The organism is Pseudonocardia sp. TMWB2A (genome assembly GCF_017312135.1).
Genome location: NZ_QKQY01000002.1, coordinates 4,855,263 through 4,879,556 on the forward strand (window position 1 = coordinate 4,855,263; position 24,294 = coordinate 4,879,556).

Consider the following 24,294-nt stretch of genomic DNA (forward strand, 5'->3'; position numbering starts at 1 on the left):
CATCCCAGGAGCGACCATGGTCAAGCCCGTCGCGGACGGCAAGGGCTTCAAGCTCGGGCTGTTCTCCGCCAACTGCTCCTCCGGCCTCGCGGTCACCCGCGTGCCGGAGCGCTGGTCGGGCAGCTGGGAGGACAACCTCCGGCTCGCCGAGCTGGCCGACGAGGTCGGGATCGACTTCCTGCTGCCGATCGCCCGCTGGATCGGCTACGGCGGCGAGACCAACTTCCACGAGGGCGTCCTGGACCCGACGACGCTGGCCGCCGCGCTGCTCGCCCGCACCCGGCGGATCACCGTCTTCGCGACGGTGCACACCGCCTTCCACCACCCGGTCGTCGTCGCCAAGCAGCTCGCGACCGCCGACCTCGTCGGGCAGGGGCGCGCCGGGATCAACATCGTCGCCGGCTGGAACGAGCCCGAGTACCGGGCTCTCGGCGCGACCCTGCCCACCGACCACGACGCCCGCTACGAGCTGGCCCAGGAGTGGTGGGACGTCATCCACCGGATCTGGACCGAGCAGGGCCGCTTCGACCACGAGGGCCGCTTCTTCCGGCTCGAGGGGGTCGAGGGCATGCCGAAGCCGCACGACGGGCCGCTGCCGGTGCTCAACGCCGGGTCGTCCCCGCAGGGCCGCGACTACGCCGCCCGCAACGCCGACGTCGCGTTCACCGTGGTCGGCGGGCCCGAGGACGGTGCGGCGATCGTGTCGGGCATCCGGGACCGCGCCCGCGAGCAGTACGACCGCCGGGTCGGGACGTTCACCCTCGGCCACGTCGTCTGCCGTCCCACCCGCGCCGAGGCCGAGGACTACCTGCGGTACTACGCCGACGAGAACGCCGACTGGGCCGCGGTGGAGAACCTGATGCGGCTGCAGGGGATGCACGCGCAGTCCTTCACCCCCGAGATGCTGGAGACCTTCCGGCACCGCTTCGCCGCGGGGCACGGCTCCTGCCCGCTCGTCGGCACCCCCGACGAGGTCGCCGACCGGATCGTCGCCTTCCACGAGGCGGGGTTCGCGGGTATGACGTTGTCGTTCGTCGACTACCTCGGTGAGCTGGGATACTTCGCCCAGGAGGTGCTCCCCCGGCTCGAGGCGCGGGGCATCCGCCTCCCGGTCTGAGCCGGAGGTGACCGTGACCGAGCCGTCGTCGCCCGCCCTGCCGGCGCGGCGCAGCGACCGCCTCGCCGAGCTGCGCGACGAGGTCGCCCAGGTCACGGTGGTCCACGAGATCGGTGTGCGCCGCGGCCGTCCCGACGGGGCGGTCGCGGTCGCCGGGCTCGACGGCGTCAACGTCGCGTTCGTGCGCTACGGCGCCGAGGTGACCGTCGACGCCTTCCCCACCCGCAACCGGTTCGCCCTCACCGTGCCGCTGGGCCCGATGCGGGTGCGCGCCCCCGGCATCGCCGACGGCGGGATCGTGCCCGGGCCGTTCGTGCTGGCCGCCGACGCGCACACCCTGATGGAGCCCGACCCGGTCGCCGGGGCGCTGGTCGTCTCGGCCGGTGCGGGGCGACTGGAGGAGCAGCTGGCCGCGCTCACCGGGCGCCCGCCCGGGCACGCGCTGCGGTTCCTCCCGCCGGGGGCGGCGACGCCGGCCGCGCCGCCGGCGCTGCTCGACCAGGCCTGGCGCACCACGTGCGCGGTGCTCACCGAGTGCGGCGGGCGGCCCGCGCCGCTGGTCCGCCGGGTGCTGTCGGAGCAGCTGCTCACCGCGGTGCTGCTGACCCAGCCGCACACGGCGTCGGACGCGTTGCGCGACGAGGCCGCCGCCGGGCCCGCCGACGCCGTCGACCGGGCGCTGGCCTGGATCGAGGCACACCACGCCGAGCCGGTCACCGTCGCCGACATCGCCCGCGCCTCCGGGGTCGGTGTGCGACGGCTGCAGGAGGAGTTCCGCCGCCGGCTCGGCACCGGCCCGGCGACGGCGCTGCGGGAGGTCCGGCTGGCCCGGGCGCACCGGGTGCTCGTCGAGGACGGGCACGCCCCGGTCTCCGACGTCGCGTACGCCTGCGGTTTCGGCCACCTGGGCCGGTTCGCCCACGACTACCGCGACCGCTACGGCGAGCTGCCCTCGGAGACCGCCCGGCGTCGTCGCGGGTGACCGCTCCTCCGATCTCGGCGGGATCGGAGGAGCAGCGTCGGGTCAGCGCCCGGTGAGACGCCCGCGGAGCCGGGCCACCGGCCCCGGGGTCGCGAGCCGGTCGGCGACCAGGAACCCCGACGCCCCGCCCAGCCCCGGGCCGGGGTGGGTGGACGCGCCGATCTGCCACAGCCCGGGCACCGGCGTCGCGTGCCCGCCGGAGGTGGGCAGCGGGCGCCACCAGAAGTTCTGGTCCAGCTCGGCCGACCCGGCGTAGGGGTCCCCGCACAGTGCGTTCGGGTTGTGCGCGGTGATCGCGGTCGGGTCGAGCACGTCGACCCGGCCGACGAGCTCGCGCAGGCCCGGCGCGTGCGCGGCGACCCGGTCGAGGACGCGCTCGGCGTAGCCCTCGGCGAGCTTGCGGTCCCAGCCGTCGGCGGTGTCCAGCTCGCCCGCCGCGTCGCCGACCGGGGCGAAGGGCAGCTCCTGGAGCTGCAGCCACAGCGCGGCGGCACCCTCGGGGACCCGGGTCGGGTCGAGCACGTGCTGCTGCCCCACGACGACGGTCGGCCGGCGCGGCAGCAGCCCCGCCTCCGCCTCCGCGCAGGCGATCCCGGTCGAGGACGAGCCGTCGGAGACGTGCACGAGCGGCACCCCGGCCAGCCGGGCGTCGGCCCACGGGACCGGCCCGGACAGCGTCACGTGGATCTGCATCGCGGCGCGGCCGGGGCGGTAGCGGGCGGCGGCCTCGGCCACCGGCGGGGGCACCACGGTGGGCGGGAGCAGCGAGCCGTAGAGCGCGGGCGGGGTCACCGAGGCCAGCACCGCACGGCGCGCCCGGAACGCGAACCCGTCGCCGGCGACGCCCGTCGCGCGCCCGGACCCGACCGTGACCCGCTCGACCCGGCGGCCGGTGTGCACGGCGACGCCCAGCTCGTCGAGCAGCCGCTCCCAGGCGGTGAGGAAGTGGCCCGCCCCACCGGCGACGACCGGCAGCCCGGCGCCGTGCATGGTCGCGGCGAAGATCGGGACCATCAGCCCGCCGGACGCGGAGTCCGGGGCCAGGCCCGCGTGCAGCAGCCACGGCGCCCAGAGCCGGTCGGTCTCCGGACCGGCGAACCGCGCGCGCATCCAGGACCGGCCGGAGGTCAGCGTGTCGCGGGCGTAGGTCTCCATCCCGGCGACGCCCGCGGCGCGGGCCAGGGTCGCGACCGGGCCGAGCGTGCCGGGGGCGTGCAGCTCGGAGCCGAGCAGCCCGCCGATCCCGGCGGCGTGCGCACCGAAGCGGTCGATCATGGCGCGGTAGGCGTCGCGGTCGGCGGCCTCGGCGAACCCGGCGACGGTCTCGTCGACCGACCGGTGGGCGAGCGCGACCGAGCCGTCACCCGCGACCGTCGCGGTGAGCGGGCCGTCGGTGTTGGCGTAGGCGAGACCGTGCCGGTGCAGGTCCGCACCGAACGCGGCGTAGGCCGGGCCGGTGACGAACAGCGGGTGCCAGCTCGACCAGGTGTCGCGGACGAACCCGTCCTGCTCCTGGGCGGCGACGAACCCGCCGATCCGGTCGTGGTCGTCGACGAGGGCGACCGACCAGCCGGACCGGGCCAGCCGGGCGGCGGCCGCCAGGCCGTTGATCCCGCCGCCGACGACGACGGCGTCGTACGTGGCGTGCACGGCTCAGCCCTCGACGAGCGCGAGCACGCGCGCCGGGCTGCCCGAGCCGCCGACGATCGGCAGCGGGCACACCACGAGCACCGCGCCGGTCGCCGGGAGCTGGTCGAGGTTGCGCAGGCTGGTCAGGCCCCACTTGTCGGCGCCCATCAGCTCCGAGTGGCACGGGAACGCCGGCTCCAGGTTCGGCGCCTGCCCCGCGTCGGTGCCGACGGTCTCCACACCCAGGCCGGTGATCGGGGTCTCGCGCGCCAGCCACCGCGCGCACTCCGGTGCGACGCCGGGGGTGTGCGGGCCGTTCTCGTCGGCGTTGGCGAAGGCCGCCTCGTCCTCACCGCGGGCGGACCACCCGGTGCGCAGCAGCAGCCAGCCGCCCTCGGGCAGCGGGCCGTTCTCGGCCTCCCACGCCTGCACGTCGGCGATCTGCAGCAGGTAGTCGGCGTCCTTCTCGACCTCGGCGGTCCGGTCGATCACCACGACCGGCGCGACGAGGGTCGACAGCGGCGCCTGCGAGACGTCGAGGCCGTCCTTGCCGGTGATCCAGTGGTTCGGCGCGTCGAGGTGGGTGCCGGTGTGCTCACCGGTGCGGATGTTGTTCCAGTACCAGGCCGGGCCACGGTCGTCGTAGCGGGAGATCTCCTCCAGCTCGAACCGGCTGGTCTGCCCGAAGGGCTCGGGCAGCTCCAGGATCGGCGTCGAGGACTGCAAGGGCGTGGTCAGGTCGACGACCCGCACCGATCCGGAACGGGCGGCGTCGAGCAGGGCGGAGAGCACGGACACGGGGACCTCCAGGTCGGGCGGGGCGTGCCGGACAGCTTCGTCGCACCGATGCGTGTGCGGCCATCCGTTGTGCGCGGTGACTGTCCGCGCGGCGTGGGCCTATCCGCGCAGGGTGTCCGACGGCGACTCGCCGAACCGCTCCTTGTAGGCGACGGCGAACCGGCCGAGGTGCCCGAACCCCCAGTCCGCGGCGACCTGCGAGACGGTGCACCGGGTGGGGTCGGCGTCGGCGAGCTCGGTGCGCACCCCGGCGAGGCGGGCGTCGCGCAGCCGCGCGGTCGGCGTGGTGTCGAGGTGGCGGCGGAAGCCCTCCTGCAGGCTGCGCACGGACAGCCCGACGGCCTCGGCGACGTCGTCGACGGTCAGCGGCTCCCGCGCGTGCCCCTCGATGAGCGCCTCGGCCCGGCGGATCACCTTCGGCACCGCGGGTGCCGGGCCGGCGACGGCGAGCAGCTCCTCGGTCGCCGAGTGCGGCACCGCGGCGAGCAGCTGGCTCATCAGCAGCTGCTCGACCTGGGCGCGCAGCACGGGGTGGGTGAGGCCGCCGGGCCCGTCGAGGTCGGTGCGGACCATGTCGACGGTCGAGAGCCAGGACCGCGCCGCCGGCGTCCGCAGGTCGACGCTGGTCGCCAGGCGCAGCGGCTTCGACGGCGGCCGCCCCAGCATGCGGTGCAGCTGGGCGTCCAGGGCCGCGCGCTCGACCCGCACGATCAGCTGCTCGTTGCCGGCCTCCCAGGTCATGTCCAGCCCGGCGTCCGGGTCGGGCACCGACGCCGTCGTGGGGTCGGAGACGACCTCGGTGCCGCCGGTGCGCACCAGTGCCCGGCCCGACAGCGGGATCTGCACCAGGACGAACGAGCGCAGCGGCTGCGGGCGGATCCGCACCGACGCGCCGTAGGACAGGTAGGACAGCCCGACCGCCCCGAACCCGGCCGTGTTGAACCGGACCGGCGTCGGGATGCCGCGGTCGACGGGTTCGAGCCGGTGCGGGCAGAACACCTCGCCGACGCGCTCGCGCGCCTCCTCCAGATCGGGCGAGTGCACCCGGCAGAAACCGCTCAGCACCTCGGTCATGGCACCTCCTCGTGCTCGACCCCGGCTCCGTCGTCCCGGCCGCGTCCCCCGGACAGCGACCGCGTGGTGGGGATAGTCACCCCGACTATATAGCCAAAAGATGACTGCCATCACGGGTCCGCTAGATGACCGTTCTGTTTCGGAGGCTCCCATGACTGACCTGCACGGCCGCACGATCCTCGTGACCGGCGGATCCACCCTGGTCGGGCACGGTGTCGTCCGCGCCCTGCACGCCGCCGGTGCGACGGTCGCGATCGCCGACGTCGACGCCGCGGGCGCCAAGCCGCTGCTCGACGAGCTCGGCGGGCGCGTCTCGTTCCACCTCACCGACATCACCGACGACGACGCGGTGCACGCGTGCGTGTCCGCCGTCGCGGCACCGTCCGGCCTGCACGGCCTGGTCAACCTGGCGTGCAGCTACCTCGACGACGGCGCCGACACCGTCCGCGCCGACTGGCTGCGCGCCCTCGACGTCAACCTGGTCAGCACCGTCCAGACGACCCGCACCGCTCGGGCGCACCTCGCCGCGGTCGGCGGCGCGGTGGTCAACCTGACCTCGATCTCGTCGAAGGTCGCCCAGACCGGCCGGTGGGTCTACCCGGCGTCCAAGGCGGCGCTGGTGCAGGTCACCCGCTCGATGGCCATGGACCTGGCCGCCGACGGGATCCGGGTCAACTCGGTCTCGCCGGGCTGGACCTGGTCGAAGATCATGGACGACCTGTCGGGCTCCGACCGCGCGCACACCGACCGCGTCGCCGCCCCGTTCCACCTCACCGGCCGCGTCGCCGACCCGGACGAGGTCGGCGCCGTCGTCGCCTTCCTGCTCTCCCCGGCCGCCTCCGCCGTCACCGGCGCGGACTGGGCCGTCGACGGCGGCTACTCCGCCATGGGCCCGGAGCAGGCCGTCCCCGCCATCCCCCAGCTCGCGACCGCTTCGGAGTGACCACCATGAAGATCGCCGTCGTCGGGGCCGGATTCGCCGGCCTCTCCTCCGCCAAGGTCCTGACCGGTTTCGGTCACGACGTCACCGTGTTCGAGAAGGCGCCGGACGTCGGCGGGGTGTGGAGCGCCAGCCGCCGCTACCCCGGCCTGACCACCCAGAACGACAAGGGCACCTACTCGCTGTCGGACTTCCCGATGCCGAAGCACTACCCGGAGTGGCCGAGCGGGCAGCAGGTGCAGGAGTACCTGGAGGCCTACGCCCGCCACTTCGGCATCCGCGACCTGGTGCGCACGGACACCGAGGTGCTGTCCGCCGAGCCGCGCGACGGTGGCGGCTGGACCGTCACCACCGCCGGAGCGGCCGCCGGGGTGGGCGAGTTCGACCACCTCGTCGTCGCGAACGGGATCTTCTCCGAGCCGTTCCTGCCCCCGTTCCCGGGCACCGAGGAGTACCGCGCCGCGGGCGGGCGGTACTGCGCGCCGTCGGACTTCACCGACATCGACGACGCCCGCGACCGCGACGTCGTCGTGATCGGCTACGGCAAGTCCTCCTGCGACGTGGCCGTGGCGCTGGACTCGGTGTCCCGCTCGACGACGGTCGTGGCGCGCGAGCTGCTGTGGAAGATGCCGCGCCGGATCGGCGGTGCCCTGAACTACAAGTATCTGCTGCTCACCCGGCTCGGCGAGGGCCTGTTCCGCTACGCCCACCTGGTCGGCTTCGAGAAGTTCCTGCACGGCGCCGGGCGGGGTGTCCGCAACGGCATGATGTCGAGCCTGCAGGGCCAGATCGTGCGGCAGCTGAAGCTGCAGAAGCTGGGCCTGGTGCCGGACGGGTCGCTGGAGGACATCGCGCGGTCCACGGTGTCGCTGGCCACCGAGGGCTTCTACGAGGCCGTCGCCGACGGCTCGATCACCGTCCACCGGGACACGCTCATCAGCGCGCTCGGTGCCCGCGACGGCAGGCCCGTCGCGATCCTGCAGGACGGCACCGAGGTCCCGGCCGACGTCGTCGTCGCGGCGACGGGGTTCCACCAGCGGGTGCCGTTCCTGTCCCAGGACGTGCGGGACCGGCTGGTCGACGAGCGCGGCAACTTCGAGCTCTACCGCCAGATCCACCCGCACACCGTGGCGGACCTGAGCTTCTGCGGGTACAACTCGTCGTTCCTGTCCCCGCTGTCGGCCGAGGTCGCGGCGCTGTGGATCGGTGTGCATCTGGCGGGCGGGATCGACCTGCCGTCGGTGGAGGAGCGCCGGGCGTTCGTCCAGGAGCGGCTGCGCTGGATGGAGGAGCGCACCGAGGGCAAGCACGCCCGCGGCACGAACATCATCCCGTTCTCCCTGCACAACATCGACGAGATGCTGTCCGACCTCGGGGCGGGCATCGGCCGCCGTCGCCGGTTCGGCGAGTGGCTGCTGCCGGTCGACCCGGGTGCCTACGCCCGGATCACCGCCGACCTGACCGCCCGGCACGCACCGGTCACCGCGGACGCGCCCCGGCCCCGGGCCACCCCGCTGCGGGCCGCGGGGTGACGAGCTCCGCTCCCCCGCGACGCGCCGCACCGTCCTTCCCGGACGGTGCGGCGCGTCGCCCTCGTCCGGGGGTGCGGGCACGCCCGTACGATGTCGTCGTGACGACCGTCGCCGAACCGGACGAGATCCTCGCTCCCGTCCCCCCGCGTCGGCTCATCGTGTCGGTGTACGGGCTCTACGCACGTGAGCGCGGCGGGGCCCTGTCGGTGTCGTCGCTGGTGCGGCTGCTCGGCGGGCTCGGGGTGGACGGCCAGGCCGTCCGCTCCGCGGTGTCCCGGCTGAAGCGACGCGGCCTCCTCGAACCGCAGAAGGTCGGCGGCGCCGCCGGGTACCGGCTGTCCCCCGCACTGGCCGACGTGCTCGCCGAGGGCGACGAGCGGATCTTCTCCCGCCGCCGCGCCGGCGCCGGGGAGGGCTGGCTGCTGGTGGCCTTCTCGGTGCCCGAGTCGGCGCGCGACCAGCGTCATCAGCTGCGCAGCCTGTTGATCCGGCTCGGCCTGGGCACGGTCGCACCGGGCCTGTGGGTCGCCCCGGCACACCTGGAGGCCGAGGTCTCGCACGCCCTGGACCGCGCCGGTCTGCGCGGCTACACCGAGCTGTTCCGGAGCCGGCACGTCGCCGGCCGCCCGCTGCGGGAGACCGTCGCGTCCTGGTGGGACCTCGACGCCCTCGCCGGCCAGTACTCCGCCTTCGTCGCCCGTCAGGAGCCGGTGCTGCACGCCTGGCGGGACGCCGACGGCGAGTCCGAGCAGGCCTTCGCCGACTTCGTGACGCTCGTGACGGTGTGGCGACGCCTGCCCTACCTCGACCCGGGCCTGCCGCTGGAGGCGCTGCCCGAGAGCTGGGTCGGCGACCGCGCCGAGGAGCTCTTCGGCGACCTGCGCGCCCGCCTCGCCGGTCCGGCGCGGGAGCACGTCAGCAGCGTCCTGGACGCCTGAGCCGCCCCTGTCCCGTCCCGACCACCCCGGCCCGGCCTGTCATCCGCGTTCCGACGTGGCGACGGTCCACGCGCGGTCCCGGCTCACGGCTCCGACCGTGGCTCGGGGGATCGACCTCAGCGAATTCGCTTACGGGGTAAGCGAGTTCACAGGAACCCTTCGTACGGTGAACTGTTCCGATCGCCGACCCCGTGCCGAGGTGTCATGTTCGGCCTCCGCATGGCGGCCCCGTGCCCCCGACGGCCGGTCCCGCCCCCGCGGAAGTGTCGGTCGACGGGGTCCTGCACCGGAAACCGTTCATCGGATGAACTGTTCGGCAGAAGGCGACCGCCTTGGGTCCTGGAGGCCGGCCGGGTCGGACGCCCGTGAGCCGCCGTCCATGGGGCGATCCCGTGTCTCGGGACGCCCCACGCACGTCGGAGCGCCGGGCCCGGTGGTGATCCGGACCCGGCGCTCGCGGGACTCCGACGGCCGTGGGCCGCGCTCAGACCCGGCGCGCCGCGACCGCCTCGATCTCGATCAGCGCCTCGGGCTGCCACAGCGCGGTGACCCCGACGCCGGTCATCGCCGGGTAGGTCCGCCCGCACAGCTCCTTCCAGATGGCGCCGATCTCCTTGCCGCGGGCCTGGTAGCCGGGCACGTCGAGCAGGTAGATCCGCACCGACAGCAGGTCCCCGGGCTCGGAGCCCGCGGCGCGCAGGGCGGTGACGACGTTGGACAGGGACTGCCGGAACTGGTCGACGATGTCGCCGTCGACGATCCGGCCGGTCGCGTCCATCGCGGTCTGGCCGGAGAGGTGGACGGTGTCGCCGTGGCGGACGGCGTGGGTGAAGCCCGACGGCTTCGCCAGGGTGTCCGGGTTGATGAGCTCGACGTCGGACGCGGTGCCGGTCGTGGTGCCGGTGGTCATGTCAGTGCTTCCTCTTCCTCGACGGAACGGTGGTGGGCAGGCCGGCCCCGGACAGCTGGGCCCGCAGGGCCGCGCCGTCCTCGTCGGCCAGTGCCGCGGAGCGGAGCCGGGCGAGCGTGGCGGCGGCGCCGTCACGGCCGCGCAGCTGCCGTGCCGCCTGGCTGAGCAGGGCGAAGCTGTCGTTGCCGTGGGCGTAGGTCTCGCCGTAGCCCTTGAGGACCTTCTGGCAGACGAGGATCTCCACGGCGAGGTCCGCGTCGGCGGCGACGGTGTCGAGCGCGAGCGCGGTCCATGCCTCGATCGCCTTCTGCTCCTCGACGAACCGCAGCGACCGCGGCCGCAGGGGCCGCATCCGCGCCATCGTCGCGAGCATCGCGTAGCCGGTCACCGAGGTGGTGTTCAGGACCATGCCCTCGCGGGTGACCCGGTCGACGGTGCGGGTGAACGCCTTCGAGCGGCGCAGCACCTTCCCGAGCCGGTACGGCAGCGTGTCGGTGATCTCCTCGGCCTGTGGGTGCAGGTACTCGCGCACCTGGGACAGCTGCGCCGAGCTCACCCCGGCCTCGTCGCGGACCCGCTCGAGCCGCCGGGCACGGGTCTTCTGCAGCGCGACGTGGATCGTGTCCTGGTAGCACATCCACAGCGCCAGGTGCCGGGCCGCCTCGGTGGTGAGACGGGCGTCGCCGAACGGGTCGGGGTCGACGGCGGCGAACGCGCGGACCCGGTCGAGGTAGCGGGCGGCGTAGTCGAGGTCCTGGTAGACGCCGGTCCGCACGAGCCCGTGCAGGACCGTGGAACGCGCCGCGGCCGGGAGGTCGGCGACGGTGCGGGCGAGCGGGCGCAGGTCCTCCCCCACCAGTGACTCCGGGTCGGTCGCGGCGACGGCGTTGCGCCGCGCCTCCTCGCGCTCCTTGCGCTCCTCGGCGGAGACGGGCCGCGGGCCGATCGCGATGTCGACCGTCGCCGGTGCGCGGGGCGCGGGCGGCGTGGGCGGGGCGGGCGCGAGCGCGGCGGTGGCCGCGTCGAACCCTCCCGCGAACGCGGCCAGGCTCGGCTCGACGCCCTTGCCGGCGTCGCGGATGGCCTGCTCGAAGCGGTCCCGGGAGAAGGGCAGCGCCCCGGACCCGGCGAGCGCCCCGAACAGCGCCGCGGAGATCACGCTGCGGTGCTCCTCGGCGATCGCGGCGAAGTCCGCGGCGACCAGGTGCTGCGCGGCGCGGCCCGCCGCCGCGACGAGCTCGGCGGAGTCGACGCGGCCGTCGCCGAGGTGCATCTTCTCGTCGATGGAGTAGACGCGGTTGGTCGAGGTGATCAGCGTGGTGCGGTCGGGGGTGGCGAAGCCGCGCTGGACCGCGCGGCCGCACTCCATCAGCTCCGAGGCGACGACGACGTCGACCTCGCCGGGCGTCGGGAACACCGACAGCACCGGCTCGGCCCGGCCCGCGCCGTCGGCCGAGTCGGTCCCGGGCACCGGGGGGTGCAGCTCGGCGTAGTAGACGGTCGCCCCGGTCCGCTGGGCGACGCCGGCGACCGAGGTGGTCTGCGCGTGGTAGCCGGCGGCCTCGGCGACGGCGACGACCCAGTCGGCGAGCACCCCGCCGCCCTCGCCGCCCATCGCGAGGATCGCGAGGGTGATCGGGCGGGTCCCGGTGTACCAGGATCCGGTGGGACCCGCCGGTGCGGGCATCACGGTGGGCATCAGGCTGCCTCCATCCGGGCGGCGCGGCGGTCGAGGCCGCGCCCGACGAGGGTGATCCACCAGGACCGGAGGCGGGCGCGGACCCGCTCACCGGCCGTGGGGTTGTCGACGACGTCGGTGCGGTAGAACGACGGGCACAGCACCGCCGCGTGGGCGTTGTTGCCGCAGACCCCGCACCCGACGCAGGAGTCGAGCACGGTCGCGATCGGGTCGGTGCGCAGCGGGTCCGGGTTGTCGGTGATCGTCAGCGACGGGCAGCCGGAGATCCGGATGCAGGCGTGGTCGCCGGTGCAGGTCTCCGGGTCGACGCCGAACCGCTCCCGCACGACACGCTCGCCGCGCTTCAGCTTCGCGGCGCGGTCCTTCTTCACGCGGCGCTGCCGGTTGAGCTGGCACTCCGACTGCATCACCAGCAGCTCGGGCCCGCGTTCCTTGCGGCGGAACGCCTTCAGGAAGGTGTCGCGGACCTTGGCGACGTCGTAGGTGTGGTCGATCGTGGTGGCGTTGGTGATGCCGAGACCACGCGCGGCCTTCTCGATCGGGTGCTTGGTCGAGCGGCGCTCCAGGTCGGCGTGGCTGGACAGCACGTCCTGCCCGCCGGTGGCGGCCGCGTAGTCGTTGTCGACGACCACCATGACCTGGTCGGACTTGTTGAACACGGCGTTCCCGACGCCGGACACGAGCCCGTTGTGCCAGAACCCGCCGTCGCCCATGATCGACACCGGTCGCTTCTCAGCGTCGCCGCCGGCCAGCGCGGCCGAGCCCGCGGCGCCCATGCCGTAGCCCATCGTCGTCGCACCCAGGTCGAACGGGGCGTTGATGGCGAACAGGTGGCAGCCGATGTCGGCGGAGATCTGGTGCTGCCCGGTCTCGCGCTCGGCCAGCTTGAGGCCGGAGAAGATCGGGCGCTCCGGGCAGCCGGTGCACAGGCCCGGCGGGCGCGGGCGCACGACCTCGGCGGCGACCCGCGGCGCGAACGGGCTCGCCGGGTCGGCCGGGTCGCGCAGCAGCGACGGCCGGTGGGTGACGACGTCGGGGGCGTACTTGCCGAGGAACTGCTCCAGGCCGCGGGTGATGACCTGGGCGGTGTACTCGCCGCCCGCGGCCAGCATGTCCTTGCCGTGCAGCACCGTCGGGACGTCGGCGCGGCGCAGGATCGCGTGCAGGTTCTGCTCGATGTAGTCGGGCTGCCCCTCCTCGACCATGATCACCGCACGCTTGCCGGAGCAGAACTCGACGATCTCGGAGTCGACGACCGGGTAGGTCACGTTCATGACGTAGGTCGGGACGCGGGTGCGGCCGAGCGTGTCGGAGGCCCCGAGCAGCTCCATCGACCGGTTCAGCGTGTTGTACAGCCCGCCCTGGACGATGATGCCCACGTCGGAGGCGGTGCCGTCGCCCGGGAACAGCTCGTTGAGACCGTGCTCGCGGATGAACTCGACCGCCCGGGGCCAGCGGTCCTCCAGCTTCTCGCGCTCGTGGGCGAACGACGCGGGCGGCAGCACGATCCGGTCGACGCTGCGCCGCGGGGCGTCCGCGGCCTGGGCGACGGTCATCGGCGGCCGCACGTTGTCCTTGGCGACGAACCCGCCGTGCAGGTGGCAGGACCGCAGCCGCAGCTCCAGGAACACCGGGGTGTTCGACGCCTCGGACAGCGCGAACCCGGACTCGACCGCGTTCACGATCGCGGTGGTGTTGGCGCGCGGGTCGAGCAGCCACATCTGCGACTTCATCGCGAACGCGTGCACCCGCTCCTGCATGATCGAGGAGCCCTCGCCGTAGTCCTCGCCGAGGATCACCAGCGCACCGCCGGTGACCCCGCCGGAGGCGAGGTTGGCCAGCGCGTCGGAGGCGACGTTCGTGCCGACCGGGGACTTGAAGGTGATCGCGCCGCGCAGCGGGTGGTGCACCGACGCCGCCAGCATGGCCGCGGCCGTCGCCTCGGAGGCGGAGTTCTCGAACCGGACGTCGAGCTCGTCGAGGATCTCGCGGGAGTCGCCGAGGACGTCCATGAGGTGCGAGATCGGCGCGCCCTGGTAGCCGCCGACGTAGGCGACGCCGGACTGCAGCAGCGCCTTCGTCACGGCCAGGATGCCTTCGACGTGCAGTGTCTCGCCGGCTCCGGCGCGCAGCTTCTGCACCTCGGCGGCGAAGGACCGTTCGGCCATGGCCGTCCTCTCGTCGTGGTGGTCGTGGTGGTGGGGGTGGTCGTCGGTACCGACGCTAGGCACCGGATCGCGTGGCGCCTATCCCGTGGGCGTGGTCGCTGTCCGATCGGCGCTGCGCGGAGCGCGCCGCGCGGCTACACGCCCAGGTCGGTCAGGTGCTCGAAGCGCAGGCCGAGATCGGTGACGGCGACGGCGACCGGGGCGAGCGCGGCGCGCAGGTTCGCGGCGACGCAGGGCGGGAGGTCGTCGCGGCGCAGCGCGGCGACGATCCGGTCGTAGACGTCGAGCAGGGCCTGCTCGGCGTCGTCGAGCGGGGCGCCGAGCAGGTCCGTCGCCCGGTCGGCGGCGGCACGCGGGGCGGGCGGCGCGGTGGTCGTGGTGCTGGTCGTACTCATGGCGGGCTCCTCGCGGGTCGGGTCGGCGGCGGGCCCGGTCAGACGGCCGGACGCAGGTCGGTGAGCCGCTTGGCCTTCAGCTCGAAGCGGGGCAGCTCCCCGGTCGCGGCGCGGCGCACGTGGAAGCGCAGGCCCTCGTGGGAGTCGGCCAGCTCGGCGGCGACCCGCCCGGACAGCAGGTCCCACCCGGTGTCGTCCACGGTCGCCGCGGGCTCGAGCAGCAGCTCGATCTCGTCGCGGTCACCGGGGCGGGAGATGCGGATCTGGAACTCCTCGACCCCGTCGAAGCCCCGGACGATCGCCTCGACGGCGCCCGGGTAGACGTTCGTGCCGCGGACGAGCTTCATGTCGTCGACCCGGCCGATGATCCCGCCCTCGTAGAGGTCCCAGGTGCGGCCGGACGTCGTCCGGGAGCCGGGGACCTTCACCACCAGGTCGGCGGTGCGGTAGCGCAGCAGCGGGGTGGTCGAGCGCCCGAAGGAGGTGCAGACCCGCTCGCCGCGCTCGCCGTAGCCGACCTCGCGCCCGGTCTCCGGGTCGATCACCTCCTCCAGGAGGTGGTCCTCGATGACGTGGCAGCCGCCGGGCTGCTCGGCCGGGGTGAACATGACGATCGTCGACACCTCGGTCATGCCCGCCGTGTCGTAGGCCGCCGCGCCCCACTTCCGCTCGATGAGCGCCTTGGTCTCCGGGATGGACCCGGCGGGCTCACCGGAGAGGATCACGCGGCGGACCGGGCCGTTCACCAGGTCGATGCCCAGCTCCTCGGCCTCGGCGGCCAGGCGCAGCGCGTAGGTCGGGGTGGACGCGACGACGGTCGCGCCGAAGTCGTGGATCTGGCGCACCCGCTGGGCGGTGGACTGCGCGCCGCCCGGGATGGTCAGCGCGCCGATCTTCTCCAGCCCGTTGTGCAGGCCCCAGAACCCGATGAACGAGCCGTAGCCGAACGCGACGTAGCCGACGTCGTGCGGGCGGACTCCGGCGCCCCAGAGCGCGTAGCACCACATCTCCGCCGACCAGGACCAGTCCTTGCGGGAGTCCAGCGCACGCAGCGGGGTGCGCCCGGAGGTGCCGGAGGTGGTGTGCAGCCGGATCGCGTCGTGGGCGCCGGTGACCGGCAGCTCGCCGAACGGCGGGTGCGCCTCCTGCGAGGCCATCCACTCCTCGCGGGTGAGGAACGGGATGCGGGCGAGGTCGTCGCGGGTGCGGATCCGGTCCGGGTCGACGCCGGCGAGGGTGCGCCGGTAGTGCGGGCTGCGGTTCTTCGCCCAGGCCAGGACCCGGCGCAGCTTCGCGAGCTGCAGCTCGACCAGCTCCGCGCGCGGCATGAGCTCGGTCTTGGGGTTCCAGAACCGCTGGTCGGTCACGGCGTCCCCTTCTCCCGGCACGAGCCGTATATCGCTGACGTGACGGCAGTCATCAGAGCATGCGGTCACCGGAGCGGGCAACCCCCTCGGACGCTCCGATCACAGCCGAGATCAGCACGTCATGGCCACGAAACGCGAGCACTGTCCGCATGACGCAGATCGTGCAGGCACGCTTGCCGAGGCCGTGTTCATCGTGTTTCAGTGGTCACCGTCAACGACACGACACATCAGGAGGTCGGGATGCGTCTGGCGACCCTGCGGTCGGGCGACGAAACCGTCGCCGCCGTCGCCGCCGGCGAGGAGTGGGTGGTGCTCCCCCACCGCGACGTCGGCGACCTGCTCCGCGACCCGGACGGGCTCCGGACGGCCCGCGCGGTCGCCGCCCCGTCCCCCGCGGAGGGCCCCGCCACCCCTGCCGGCGGCCTCGCCGCGGTCGTCCCCCGGCCGTCGAAGATCGTCTGCTGCGGGCACAACTACGCGGGACACATCCGCGAGATGGGTCGGGACCTGCCCGAGCACCCGACCCTGTTCACCAAGTTCGCCGACACCCTCACCGGCCCCGCCGACACCGTGACGCTGCCGGACTGGGCGGGGCGGCCGGACTGGGAGGCCGAGCTCGCCGTCGTCGTGGGCGCCCCGCTGCACCGGGCGACGCGGGACGAGGCGCTGGCCGCCGTCGCCGGGTACACCGCGGCGAACGACCTGTCGGTGCGCGCCTGGCAGCACCACACCGGGCAGTGGCTCCCGGGCAAGGCGTTCGACGCGACCACCCCGCTCGGCCCGGTCCTCGTCACCCCCGACGAGCTGGACCCCGCCGCCGGGCTCGCGCTGACCTGCCGGGTCAACGACGAGGTCGTGCAGTCCGGCGACACCGCGGACCTGGTGTTCGACGCGCCCGCCCTGCTCGCCTACATCTCGGCGTTCACCCGCCTGTCCCCCGGCGACGTCGTGCTCACCGGCACCCCGGCCGGCGTCGGCGCCGGGGCGACCCCGCCGTGGTTCCTGGCCGACGGCGACGTCGTCGAGGTCGCGCTGGCCGGCGTCGGCGTCCTGACCACCCCGATCCGCATCGAGAAGACCGGTACCGCGAACACCGGCACACCGAAGACCGGCACCGAATTCGAGGAGTGCGCATGAGTGAGCAGAGCAAGCAGGACGGCACCGAGCTCGCCTGGTCCGCCGTACCCGTCGTCACCCGCGCCGGGTCCGAGGACACCGGCACCGGCCAGTCCGGTGGCTGCGTCCGCGTCTCGGGCGTGTCGCCGCAGCACACCCCGGCCACCCGGATCTGGTTCGGCCGGGTCTCCAACGAGCCGGGCTACCGCTCGCTGCCGCACCACCACGGCGAGGCCGAGACCGGCGGCTACGTGCTCAAGGGCACCGGCCGGATCTGGTACGGCGAGAACTACGAGCAGTGGACCGAGATGACCGAGGGCGACTTCGTGTTCGTCCCGCCGTTCATGCCGCACGTCGAGGGCAACATGTCGACCACCGAGGAACTGGTGTGGCTGACCTGCCGGACGCCGGACAACATCGTCGTCAACCTCCCCGAGGTCGACGACGCGAGCCTCGAGGGGTACCGCCGCGCATGACCACTCCGATGCCCTCCACCAGCGAGAGGTCCGTCGCCCCGCTGCTCGCGGCGCTGGACCTGACCAAGGACGGGGACGACGCGTTCCTCGCCCACCACCAGGTCATCCCGTCGGGCCGCGCCTACGGCGGCGAGCTCGTCGCCCAGGCCGAGCGGGCCATGACCCTCACCGTCGGCGACGACCGTCGCGTCGCGAACCTGCACGGCTACTTCCTGCGCGCGGGCGACGTGCACACCCAGACCCGTTGGGAGGTCGAGCGCGTCCGCGACGGCCGCGGCTTCTCCCACCGTGCGGTCCGCGGCCTGCAGGGCGGCAAGGAGATCTTCCGGGCGATGGCGCAGTTCGCGGTGCCGGTCGACGGCGCCGTCGAGCACGCCGACACCCTGCCCCCGGAGGCGGGTGACCCGGAGGAGCTGCCGAGCACGGCCGACGTGCTGGTCGGCGCGGACACCCGCGACGCCGAGTACTGGCGGTACCACCGCTCCTTCGACATCCGGCACGCCCCGTCGGCGCTCTACACCACCCACGACGGTGTGCGGGTCGCCCGCCAGACCGTGTGGCTGAAGGCCTGGGAACGGCTGCCCGACGACCCGGCGATCCACCGCAGCGCCCTGGCCTACGTCTGCGACTACACGCTGCTGGAGCCGATCCTGCGCCGCCACGGCGCCGCCTGGGCCGACGACGGCGTCGTCACCGCCAGCCTCGACCACGCCATGTGGTGGCACCACGACGGCCGCATGGACTCCTGGGTCGCGCTGGTCCAGACCTCCCCGGTCGCCACCCGCGGCACCGGGCTCGGCACCGCCCGCCTCTACTCCGCCGACGGCCGCCCGCTGGCCTCGGTCGTCCAGGAAGGACTGGTGAACCTCCCGTGAGCGCCCACTCCATCGCGTCCGTCGGCGGCGGCCCCGGCGGGCTGTTCTCCGCCATCCTGCTGAAGAAGACCGACCCGTCGCGCGAGGTGGTCGTCTACGAGCGCAACCGCGCCGACGACACCTTCGGCTTCGGGGTCGTGTTCTCCGAGGAGACCCTGGACAACATCTCGGCCGCCGACCCGGAGTCCCTCGATCGCATCTCCGCGGAGTTCCGGCACTGGTCGGCGATCGACGTCGACGTCCTCGGCGCCCGCGAGCGCAGCGACGGCCATGCCTTCGCCGCGCTGGAGCGCAAGCGGCTGCTCGGCATCCTCGGCGAGCGCGCCGCGGAGCTGGGCGTGGACGTGCGCTACTGCACCGAGGCGCCCGACCTGGACACGCTGCGCCGCGAGAACGACCTCGTCATCGCCGCCGACGGCGTCAACTCCCGCATCCGCGAGGCCCTGTCGGAGGAGTTCCGGCCGAGCCTGGACCGGCGCACCGCCAAGTACGTCTGGTTCGCGACCACCCGGCCGTTCGACTGCTTCACCTTCCAGTTCGTGGAGACCGAGTTCGGGCTGTTCTGGGCGCACATCTACCCCTTCGACGGGGAGCGCTCCACGTTCATCGTCGAGACCGACTCCGACACCTGGGAGCGCGCCGGGCTCGCCGAGTTCGCCGCCGCCGAGCGGAGGCCCGGCGAGAACGACGAGCGCTCCCTGCGGTTCTGCGAGGAGGTCTTCGCCGACCTGCTCGACGGCCACGGCCTGATCGGCAACAACTCCGGCTGGCTGTCGTTCGCCGTCATGCGCAACGGGTCCTGGCGGGCCGGGAACGTCGCGCTGGTCGGCGACGCCGCGCACACCGCGCACTTCTCCATCGGCTCGGGCACCAAGCTCGCGCTGGAGGACGCGATCGGCCTGGCCGGCGCGATCGACCGGGAGCCGACCGTCGAGGCCGCGCTCAAGGCGTACCAGGAGGACCGCAAGCCGGTCGTCGAGTCGCTGCAGCGCTCCGCGCAGACCAGCCTGGAGTGGTTCGAGGGCGTCCGCCGCTACCGACACCTGGACCCCCAGCAGTTCGTGTTCCAGCTGCTCACCCGCTCGCAGCGGGTCACCTACGACAACCTGAAGCTCCGCGACGCCGGCTACGTCGGCCGGGTCGACGCCTGGCTCGCCGACCGGACCCGCGACCAGGGTCTCGAGGTCGAGACCGGCACCCCGCCGATGTTCCACCCCTACCGGCTGCGCGGCATGACGCTGCCGAACCGGATCGTCGTCTCGCCGATGGCGCAGTACTCCGCCGTCGACGGCGTGCCGACCGACTGGCACCTGGTGCACCTGGGCGGGCGCGCGCAGGGCGGCGCCGGCCTGGTCATGACCGAGATGATCTGCACCTCCGCCGACGGCCGGATCACCCCCGGCTGCCCCGGCCTCTGGACCGACGCCCAGCGCGACGCCTGGGCGCGGGTCGTGCGGTTCGTGCACGAGAACACCGACGCGAAGATCGGCGCACAGATCGGGCACGCCGGGCGCAAGGGCTCGACGAAGGTCATGTGGGAGGGCATCGACGAGCCCCTCGACGAGGGCAACTGGGAGATCCTGGCGCCGTCGCCGCTGCCCTACCGCTCCGACAGCGCCGTGCCGCGCGAGGCGACCGCGGCCGACCTGGACCGGGTCGTCGCCGACCACGTCGCCGCGGTCCGCCGGGCCGACGAGGCCGGGTTCGACATGGTCGAGCTGCACTTCGCGCACGGCTACCTGGTGTCGAGCTTCCTGTCCCCGGCGTCGAACCGGCGCACCGACGACCACGGCGGCAGCCTCGAGAACCGGGCCCGGCTGGCGCTGCGGATCCTCGACGCCGTCCGCGAGGTGTGGCCGGCCGACAAGCCGGTCAGCGTCCGGATCAGCGCCACCGACTGGGTCGCCGACGGCGGCTTCGACGGCGACGACGCGGTCGCGCTGGCCCCGATGCTGCGTGCGCACGGCGCGGACATCGTCGACGTCTCCACCGGCCAGACCAGCACCGAGGCGAAGCCGGCCTACGGGCGGCTCTACCAGACGCCGTTCGCGGACCGGATCCGTCAGGAGACCGGCGTCCCGACGATCACCGTCGGCGCGGTGTCCAGCGTGGAGGACGCGAACACGATCATCGCGTCCGGCCGGGCGGACCTGTGCGCGATCGCGCGGCCACACCTGGTGGACCCGTACTGGACGCTGAACGCGGCCCTGGACCAGGACTTCCGGGGGCACGCGATCCCGCGGCAGTACCGGTCGGGGCTGTCGGCGCGGCGGCGCGCGCAGGTGCCGTGAGGGCCCGCTACATCGCCGTCCGCACGGCGTAGAGCTCGGGGAAGAAGGTGAGGTCCAGCGCCCGGCGCAGGAAGTCCCGGCCGCTGGACCCACCGGTCCCCCGCCGCACCCCGATCGTCCGCTCGACGGTCTTGAGGTGCCGGAAGCGCCACAGCTGGAAGTTCTCCTCGATGTCGACCAGCTCCTCGCAGGCCTCGTAGAGGTCCCAGTGCGTCTCGGGGTCGGCGTAGACCTCGGCGAACACCGGCACCAGGTCCTCGCGGTAGGTGTGGGCGAGGGTGACGTCGCGGTCGAGCAGGTCGGCGGGGACGGCGAACCCGCGGCGGGCGAGCAGGCGCAGGAACTCGTCGTAGAGGCTGGGCCGGTGCAGCGCCGCGTCGAGCAGCGCGTGCGCCGCGGCGTCGTCGGCGAACAGCTCCAGCATCGCGGCGTTCTTGTTGCCCAGCAGGAACTCCACGGCCCGGTACTGGTAGCTCTGGAACCCCGACGAGGTGCCGAGCGCGCCGCGGAACTGCACGTACTCCGACGGCGTCAGCGTCGCGAGCACCGACCACTGCTCGATGAGGGTGCGCTGCACGTGCTTGACCCGGGCCAGGCGCTTGAGGGCGAGCGACAGGTCGTCGGCGGCCGTGTCGTCGGCGGCGCTGCCCAGCTCGTGCAGCACCAGCTTCAGCCACAGCTCCGAGGTCTGGTGCTGGACGATGAACAGCAGCTCGTCGTGGTGCTCGGGGCGGCTGCGGGGGTGCTGCGCGCCCAGCACCCGGTCGAGGTCGAGATAGCCGCCGTAGGACAGGTTCTCCCGGAAGTCGCGGACCACACCGTCCTCGACCGGCCGGGTGTTCGTGCCGTCGTCGCTCATCGGGCGACCTCCTCGGCGAGCGCGGTCATCCCGGCGAGGACCTCGGCGAACGAGGTCGACAGCGGCGCGAGCCCGATCCGGATGCCGTCCGGGGCCCGGAAGTCCGGGATGACCCCCCGCTCCCACAGCCGGGCGTTGACCTGCGCGAAGTCCTCGCGGCGCAGCGTGACGTGCCCGCCGCGGCGGTCCGGGTCGCGCGGTGAGGCCACGGTGACGCCGTGCGGGGCGAGCAGGGTGTCGGCGAGGTCGAGGGCGAACCCGGTGAGCCGCACCGACTTGGCGCGGACGGCGTCGATCCCGGCCTGCGCCAGCAGCTCCACCCCGCACTCCAGCGGCACCGAGGCCAGCACCGGCGGGGTGCCGGACAGCAGGGCGCGCACGTCGGGCGCCGGCTCGTGGCCGGGCCCCATCGCGAACGGCGCGCGGTGGCCGAACCAGCCGGTGATCGGCTGGCGCAGCGTCGTGGTGTGCCGGGCGGCGAGGTAGCCGAACGCCGGCGCGCCCGGACCGCCGTTGAGGTACTTGTAGCCGCAGCCGACGGCGAGGTCGGCGCCCCACGCGTCGAGCCGGACCGGGACCGACCCGACCGAGTGCGACAGGTCCCAGAGCACCAGCGCACCGGCGTCGTGGGCGGCCCGGGTGATCGCGGGCGCGTCGGCGAGGAACCCGGAGCGGTAGGCGACGTGGGACAGCAGCACCAGCGCCGTGTCCGGCCCGACGACGGCCGCGACCTGCTCGGGCGTGACGCCCGAGGCCGGGTCGGAGGTGATCCACCGCAAGACCGCGCCGCGCTCGGCGGCGATGCCCTCGAGCACGTAGCGGTCGGTCGGGAAGTTGTCGGTGTCGACGACGATCTCGCGGCGCCCCGCGGCCGCCTGGTGGTCGACGGCGGCCCGGGCCAGCTTGTAGAGCAGCACGGTCGTGGAGTCGGCGACGACGACCTGCCCCGGCGCGGCGCCGAGCGCGGCCGCCCCGATCCGGTCCCCCAGGCTGCGCGGCCGGTCGACCCAGCCCTCGTCCCAGCCGCGGATCAGCCGGGTGCCCCAGTCCGCGCGCACGAACCGCTCCATGCGCTCGGCCGTCGCCCGCAGCGGGCGGCCGAGGGAGTTCCCGTCGAGGTAGGCGACGACGCCGTCGGCGGGCAGGAACCGGTCGCGGTACCCGGCGAGCGGGTCCTCGGCGTCGAGCCCCGCCGCGACGGCCGTGAGGTCGGTGCTGCAGTCGGTGGTCGGGTCGGTACGGCGGTCGGTCACGGTGTCCCCTCCGGTCGCGGTGTGCCCAGCCGGTGCAGCCGCAGCGCGAGCTGCAGCTCCAGCCCGTGGTCCGGGTCCTGCCAGCGTGGGCCCAGCAGCGACGCGACCCGGTCGAGCCGCTGGGCCACGGTGTTGACGTGCACGTGCAGCGCCGCCGCGGCCCGGGTCGGGCTGGCGCCCGCGGCGTAGTAGGCCTCCAGGGTGCGCAGCAGCTCGCTGCCGCGGCGCGCGTCGTGCTCGGCGACGGGCCCGAGGATGCCGCGCACGTACCCGGCGACGTCCGGGCGCTCGCCGAGCAGCAGCCCGGCGAACCCGAGGTCCGACGCCGAGGCGCACTCCCCCTCCCGGTCCAGCGCGACCAGCGCCTCCGCCGAGCGACGGGCCTCGGCCAGCGCGGCGTCCGCGCCGTCGGCCGGGTGCAGCGGGCCGACGCCGCCGACCGTCACCGCCCCGTCGGGGTCCTGCTCCGACGCCGGACGCGCGAGCCGGGCACCGGCCGCGGCCGGGTCGGTGCCGGGCAGCAGCACGACCACCGCGCCGTCCCGTTCCCCGACCAGCCCGGAACGGCCGCCGAGCGCGGCCGCCTCCCGGGCCAGCGCCCGTCGCCGGGCGGGGTGGCAGCGGCAGACCAGCAGCACGTGCGGCCGCCGGGGCGACACCCCGAGCGCGGCGAGCCGGGTCAGCGTCGTCGGTCGCGGGGCCCCGGACGCGGCGAGGAGCTCGGTGAGGGCGTCGGCGCGGTCGAGCCGGTCGGCCTCGTCGGCGCGCTGGGCGAACAGCAGCACCAACGCCGTGACCATCGCCGCCCGCTCCACGGTGCGGACCTGGCCGGGGGTCAGGGGGTCCCCGGCACCGAGCCCGCCGATCAGCAGCGTCCCGAGGCGCTGACCACCGGCGATCACCGCGGTCACCCAGACGCCGCCGGCGCACGGCACCGGTACCGGGCGCCCGGCGCCGTCGCGCTCCCCGGCGCGGCGCAGCGCGGCGCGGGCGTCCAGGCCGGGCGGGACCGGGCCGTGGGCCGCGGCGGTGGCGCCGTCGCCGTCGAGCACCGCGACCCACCCGCCGAGCAGCCTGCCGAGCGCCTCGGCGATGTCGCCGACGTCGCCGCCCTCCAGGACGACCCCGGCGAACCGGTCGTGGGCGTCGGCGGCCTCGGCGATCGCGGCGTGCGCGCCGCGCAGCTCGCGCAGCGTGGTGGCGGTGTCGGCGAGGCGCCGGGTCTGCACCAGCGACACCGCGGCGAGCGCGGCCAGCGAGCCGAGCAGGGCGACGTCCTCGGCGGTGAAGGGGCGGGCGGACCGGTTGGCGGCGAACAGGACGCCGACGAACTCGTCGTCGACCAGCAGCGGGGTGCCGCAGATGCCGACGATGCCCTCCTCGGCGACCGCGGTGTCGATCTCCTCGGTGTGCCGGTAGCGGCCGTCGCCCGCGTAGCGGCCGGTCCAGTGCGGGGTGCGGCTGGCCGCGACGAGACCGCCCAGCCCGGCCCCGAGCGGGAGCCGCAGCGACTGGAAGCGGTGCGAGACCGATCCGGAGGTGACCCGCATGAACGTGTCCCCGCGCTCGGGGTCGTGCAGGGTCAGGTAGGCGACGTCGGTGCCGAGCAGCCCGCGCGCCCGGCGCACGATCGCCTGCAGCACCGAGCCGGGGTCGGACTCCGAGGCGAGGTCGCGGGCGATGCCGACCAGCGCGGCGAGCTCGGACTCCCGGCGGCGCCCGGCGTCCATCGCCGCCCGCACCCGCAGGGTCAGTGCGCCGGCCTCCGGCTCGGAGGCCGCCAGCTCCGCGACGACGCGGTCCAGCTCACCGTCGCGGGCACCGCCGTCGGCCCGGTCGGCCAGCAGCCGGAGCAGGTCGAGGACGGTGCGCACG

At 74.4% G+C, this 24,294-nt stretch carries 20 protein-coding genes; 9 read left to right on the forward strand and 11 right to left on the reverse strand.

Annotated elements, in window-relative coordinates; genetic code table 11:
• The first annotated feature begins 16 nt into the window (after window positions 1-16).
• Together DMP17_RS37310 and DMP17_RS37315 are read left to right on the forward strand one after the other, a co-directional pair.
• Window positions 17-1,117, forward strand: a complete 1,101-nt coding sequence (locus DMP17_RS37310) for an LLM class flavin-dependent oxidoreductase (protein ID WP_226357989.1) — start codon at window positions 17-19, stop codon at window positions 1,115-1,117.
• Between the two features lie 13 nt (window positions 1,118-1,130).
• Window positions 1,131-2,099, forward strand: a complete 969-nt coding sequence (locus tag DMP17_RS37315) for an AraC family transcriptional regulator (RefSeq protein WP_337831978.1) — start codon at window positions 1,131-1,133, stop codon at window positions 2,097-2,099.
• A gap of 42 nt (window positions 2,100-2,141) precedes the next feature.
• Here the strand turns inward: DMP17_RS37315 and DMP17_RS37320 are convergent, their stop codons facing one another.
• The 3 genes from DMP17_RS37320 to DMP17_RS37330 form a co-directional block, all read right to left on the reverse strand.
• Window positions 2,142-3,749 carry a phytoene desaturase family protein gene (locus DMP17_RS37320; RefSeq protein ID WP_226366364.1) on the reverse strand — a complete coding sequence of 536 codons (1,608 nt, stop codon included), beginning with the start codon at window positions 3,747-3,749 and terminating at the stop codon, window positions 2,142-2,144.
• A 3-nt stretch (window positions 3,750-3,752) separates the two neighbouring features.
• Window positions 3,753-4,526, reverse strand: coding sequence for a cyclase family protein (locus tag DMP17_RS37325; RefSeq protein WP_224401959.1), 774 nt, complete (start codon window positions 4,524-4,526; stop codon window positions 3,753-3,755).
• A gap of 99 nt (window positions 4,527-4,625) precedes the next feature.
• Window positions 4,626-5,600 carry an AraC family transcriptional regulator gene (locus DMP17_RS37330; protein ID WP_337831979.1) on the reverse strand — a complete coding sequence of 325 codons (975 nt, stop codon included), beginning with the start codon at window positions 5,598-5,600 and terminating at the stop codon, window positions 4,626-4,628.
• Window positions 5,601-5,751: 151 nt separating this feature from the next.
• Between DMP17_RS37330 and DMP17_RS37335 the strand changes: the two genes are divergently transcribed.
• The 3 genes from DMP17_RS37335 (at window position 5,752) to DMP17_RS37345 (ending at window position 9,010) form a co-directional block, all read left to right on the forward strand.
• Window positions 5,752-6,543 (forward strand): SDR family oxidoreductase, encoded by a 792-nt coding sequence (locus DMP17_RS37335; RefSeq protein ID WP_337831980.1) that lies wholly within the window; start codon window positions 5,752-5,754, stop codon window positions 6,541-6,543.
• A 5-nt stretch (window positions 6,544-6,548) separates the two neighbouring features.
• Window positions 6,549-8,072, forward strand: a complete 1,524-nt coding sequence (locus tag DMP17_RS37340; protein WP_337831981.1) for a flavin-containing monooxygenase — start codon at window positions 6,549-6,551, stop codon at window positions 8,070-8,072.
• A gap of 98 nt (window positions 8,073-8,170) precedes the next feature.
• Window positions 8,171-9,010 carry a PaaX family transcriptional regulator gene (locus DMP17_RS37345; protein WP_226357994.1) on the forward strand — a complete coding sequence of 280 codons (840 nt, stop codon included), beginning with the start codon at window positions 8,171-8,173 and terminating at the stop codon, window positions 9,008-9,010.
• Window positions 9,011-9,494: 484 nt separating this feature from the next.
• On the opposite strand, the gene DMP17_RS37350 is transcribed toward DMP17_RS37345, so the two are convergent.
• From DMP17_RS37350 to DMP17_RS37370, 5 genes are all read right to left on the reverse strand, one after another.
• On the reverse strand, window positions 9,495-9,920 hold the full coding sequence (locus tag DMP17_RS37350; RefSeq protein WP_226357995.1) for a RidA family protein: 426 nt from the start codon (window positions 9,918-9,920) through the stop codon (window positions 9,495-9,497).
• A gap of 1 nt (window position 9,921) precedes the next feature.
• Window positions 9,922-11,619 (reverse strand): indolepyruvate oxidoreductase subunit beta family protein, encoded by a 1,698-nt coding sequence (locus tag DMP17_RS37355; protein WP_226357996.1) that lies wholly within the window; start codon window positions 11,617-11,619, stop codon window positions 9,922-9,924.
• The gene (locus DMP17_RS37360) at window positions 11,619-13,850 is read right to left on the reverse strand and encodes an indolepyruvate ferredoxin oxidoreductase subunit alpha (protein WP_337831982.1); all 2,232 of its coding nucleotides are present in this window, start codon (window positions 13,848-13,850) and stop codon (window positions 11,619-11,621) included. The genes DMP17_RS37355 and DMP17_RS37360 overlap by 1 nt, the downstream gene beginning before the upstream one ends.
• A 71-nt stretch (window positions 13,851-13,921) precedes the next feature.
• Window positions 13,922-14,182 (reverse strand): hypothetical protein, encoded by a 261-nt coding sequence (locus tag DMP17_RS37365; protein WP_226366367.1) that lies wholly within the window; start codon window positions 14,180-14,182, stop codon window positions 13,922-13,924.
• 38 nt (window positions 14,183-14,220) lie between these two features.
• Complete coding sequence (locus DMP17_RS37370; protein WP_337831983.1) at window positions 14,221-15,549, reverse strand: phenylacetate--CoA ligase family protein; 1,329 nt, start codon at window positions 15,547-15,549, stop codon at window positions 14,221-14,223.
• Between the two features lie 240 nt (window positions 15,550-15,789).
• Here DMP17_RS37370 and DMP17_RS37375 point away from each other — a divergent pair, with 240 nt between their 5' ends.
• The 4 genes from DMP17_RS37375 to DMP17_RS37390 are packed head-to-tail and all read left to right on the forward strand — an operon-like array spanning window position 15,790 to window position 20,307.
• Window positions 15,790-16,686 carry a fumarylacetoacetate hydrolase family protein gene (locus DMP17_RS37375; protein WP_226358000.1) on the forward strand — a complete coding sequence of 299 codons (897 nt, stop codon included), beginning with the start codon at window positions 15,790-15,792 and terminating at the stop codon, window positions 16,684-16,686.
• Window positions 16,683-17,141, forward strand: a complete 459-nt coding sequence (locus DMP17_RS37380; protein ID WP_226358001.1) for a cupin domain-containing protein — start codon at window positions 16,683-16,685, stop codon at window positions 17,139-17,141. Before DMP17_RS37375 ends, DMP17_RS37380 begins: the two co-directional genes overlap by 4 nt.
• Window positions 17,138-18,016, forward strand: a complete 879-nt coding sequence (locus tag DMP17_RS37385; protein ID WP_226358002.1) for an acyl-CoA thioesterase — start codon at window positions 17,138-17,140, stop codon at window positions 18,014-18,016. Before DMP17_RS37380 ends, DMP17_RS37385 begins: the two co-directional genes overlap by 4 nt.
• Window positions 18,013-20,307, forward strand: a complete 2,295-nt coding sequence (locus DMP17_RS37390; RefSeq protein ID WP_337831984.1) for a bifunctional salicylyl-CoA 5-hydroxylase/oxidoreductase — start codon at window positions 18,013-18,015, stop codon at window positions 20,305-20,307. The genes DMP17_RS37385 and DMP17_RS37390 overlap by 4 nt, the downstream gene beginning before the upstream one ends.
• Before the next feature lie 7 nt (window positions 20,308-20,314).
• Here the strand turns inward: DMP17_RS37390 and kynA are convergent, their stop codons facing one another.
• Genes kynA through DMP17_RS37405 form a run of 3 tightly spaced genes read right to left on the reverse strand, consistent with a single transcriptional unit; the run spans window position 20,315 to window position 24,293 of the window.
• Window positions 20,315-21,166 (reverse strand): tryptophan 2,3-dioxygenase, encoded by an 852-nt coding sequence (gene kynA, locus DMP17_RS37395; protein WP_226358004.1) that lies wholly within the window; start codon window positions 21,164-21,166, stop codon window positions 20,315-20,317.
• Window positions 21,163-22,419, reverse strand: coding sequence for a kynureninase (locus DMP17_RS37400; protein ID WP_337831985.1), 1,257 nt, complete (start codon window positions 22,417-22,419; stop codon window positions 21,163-21,165). Before DMP17_RS37400 ends, kynA begins: the two co-directional genes overlap by 4 nt.
• Window positions 22,416-24,293 carry a helix-turn-helix domain-containing protein gene (locus DMP17_RS37405; protein ID WP_226366372.1) on the reverse strand — a complete coding sequence of 626 codons (1,878 nt, stop codon included), beginning with the start codon at window positions 24,291-24,293 and terminating at the stop codon, window positions 22,416-22,418. The genes DMP17_RS37400 and DMP17_RS37405 overlap by 4 nt, the downstream gene beginning before the upstream one ends.
• Window position 24,294: the final 1 nt, after the last annotated feature.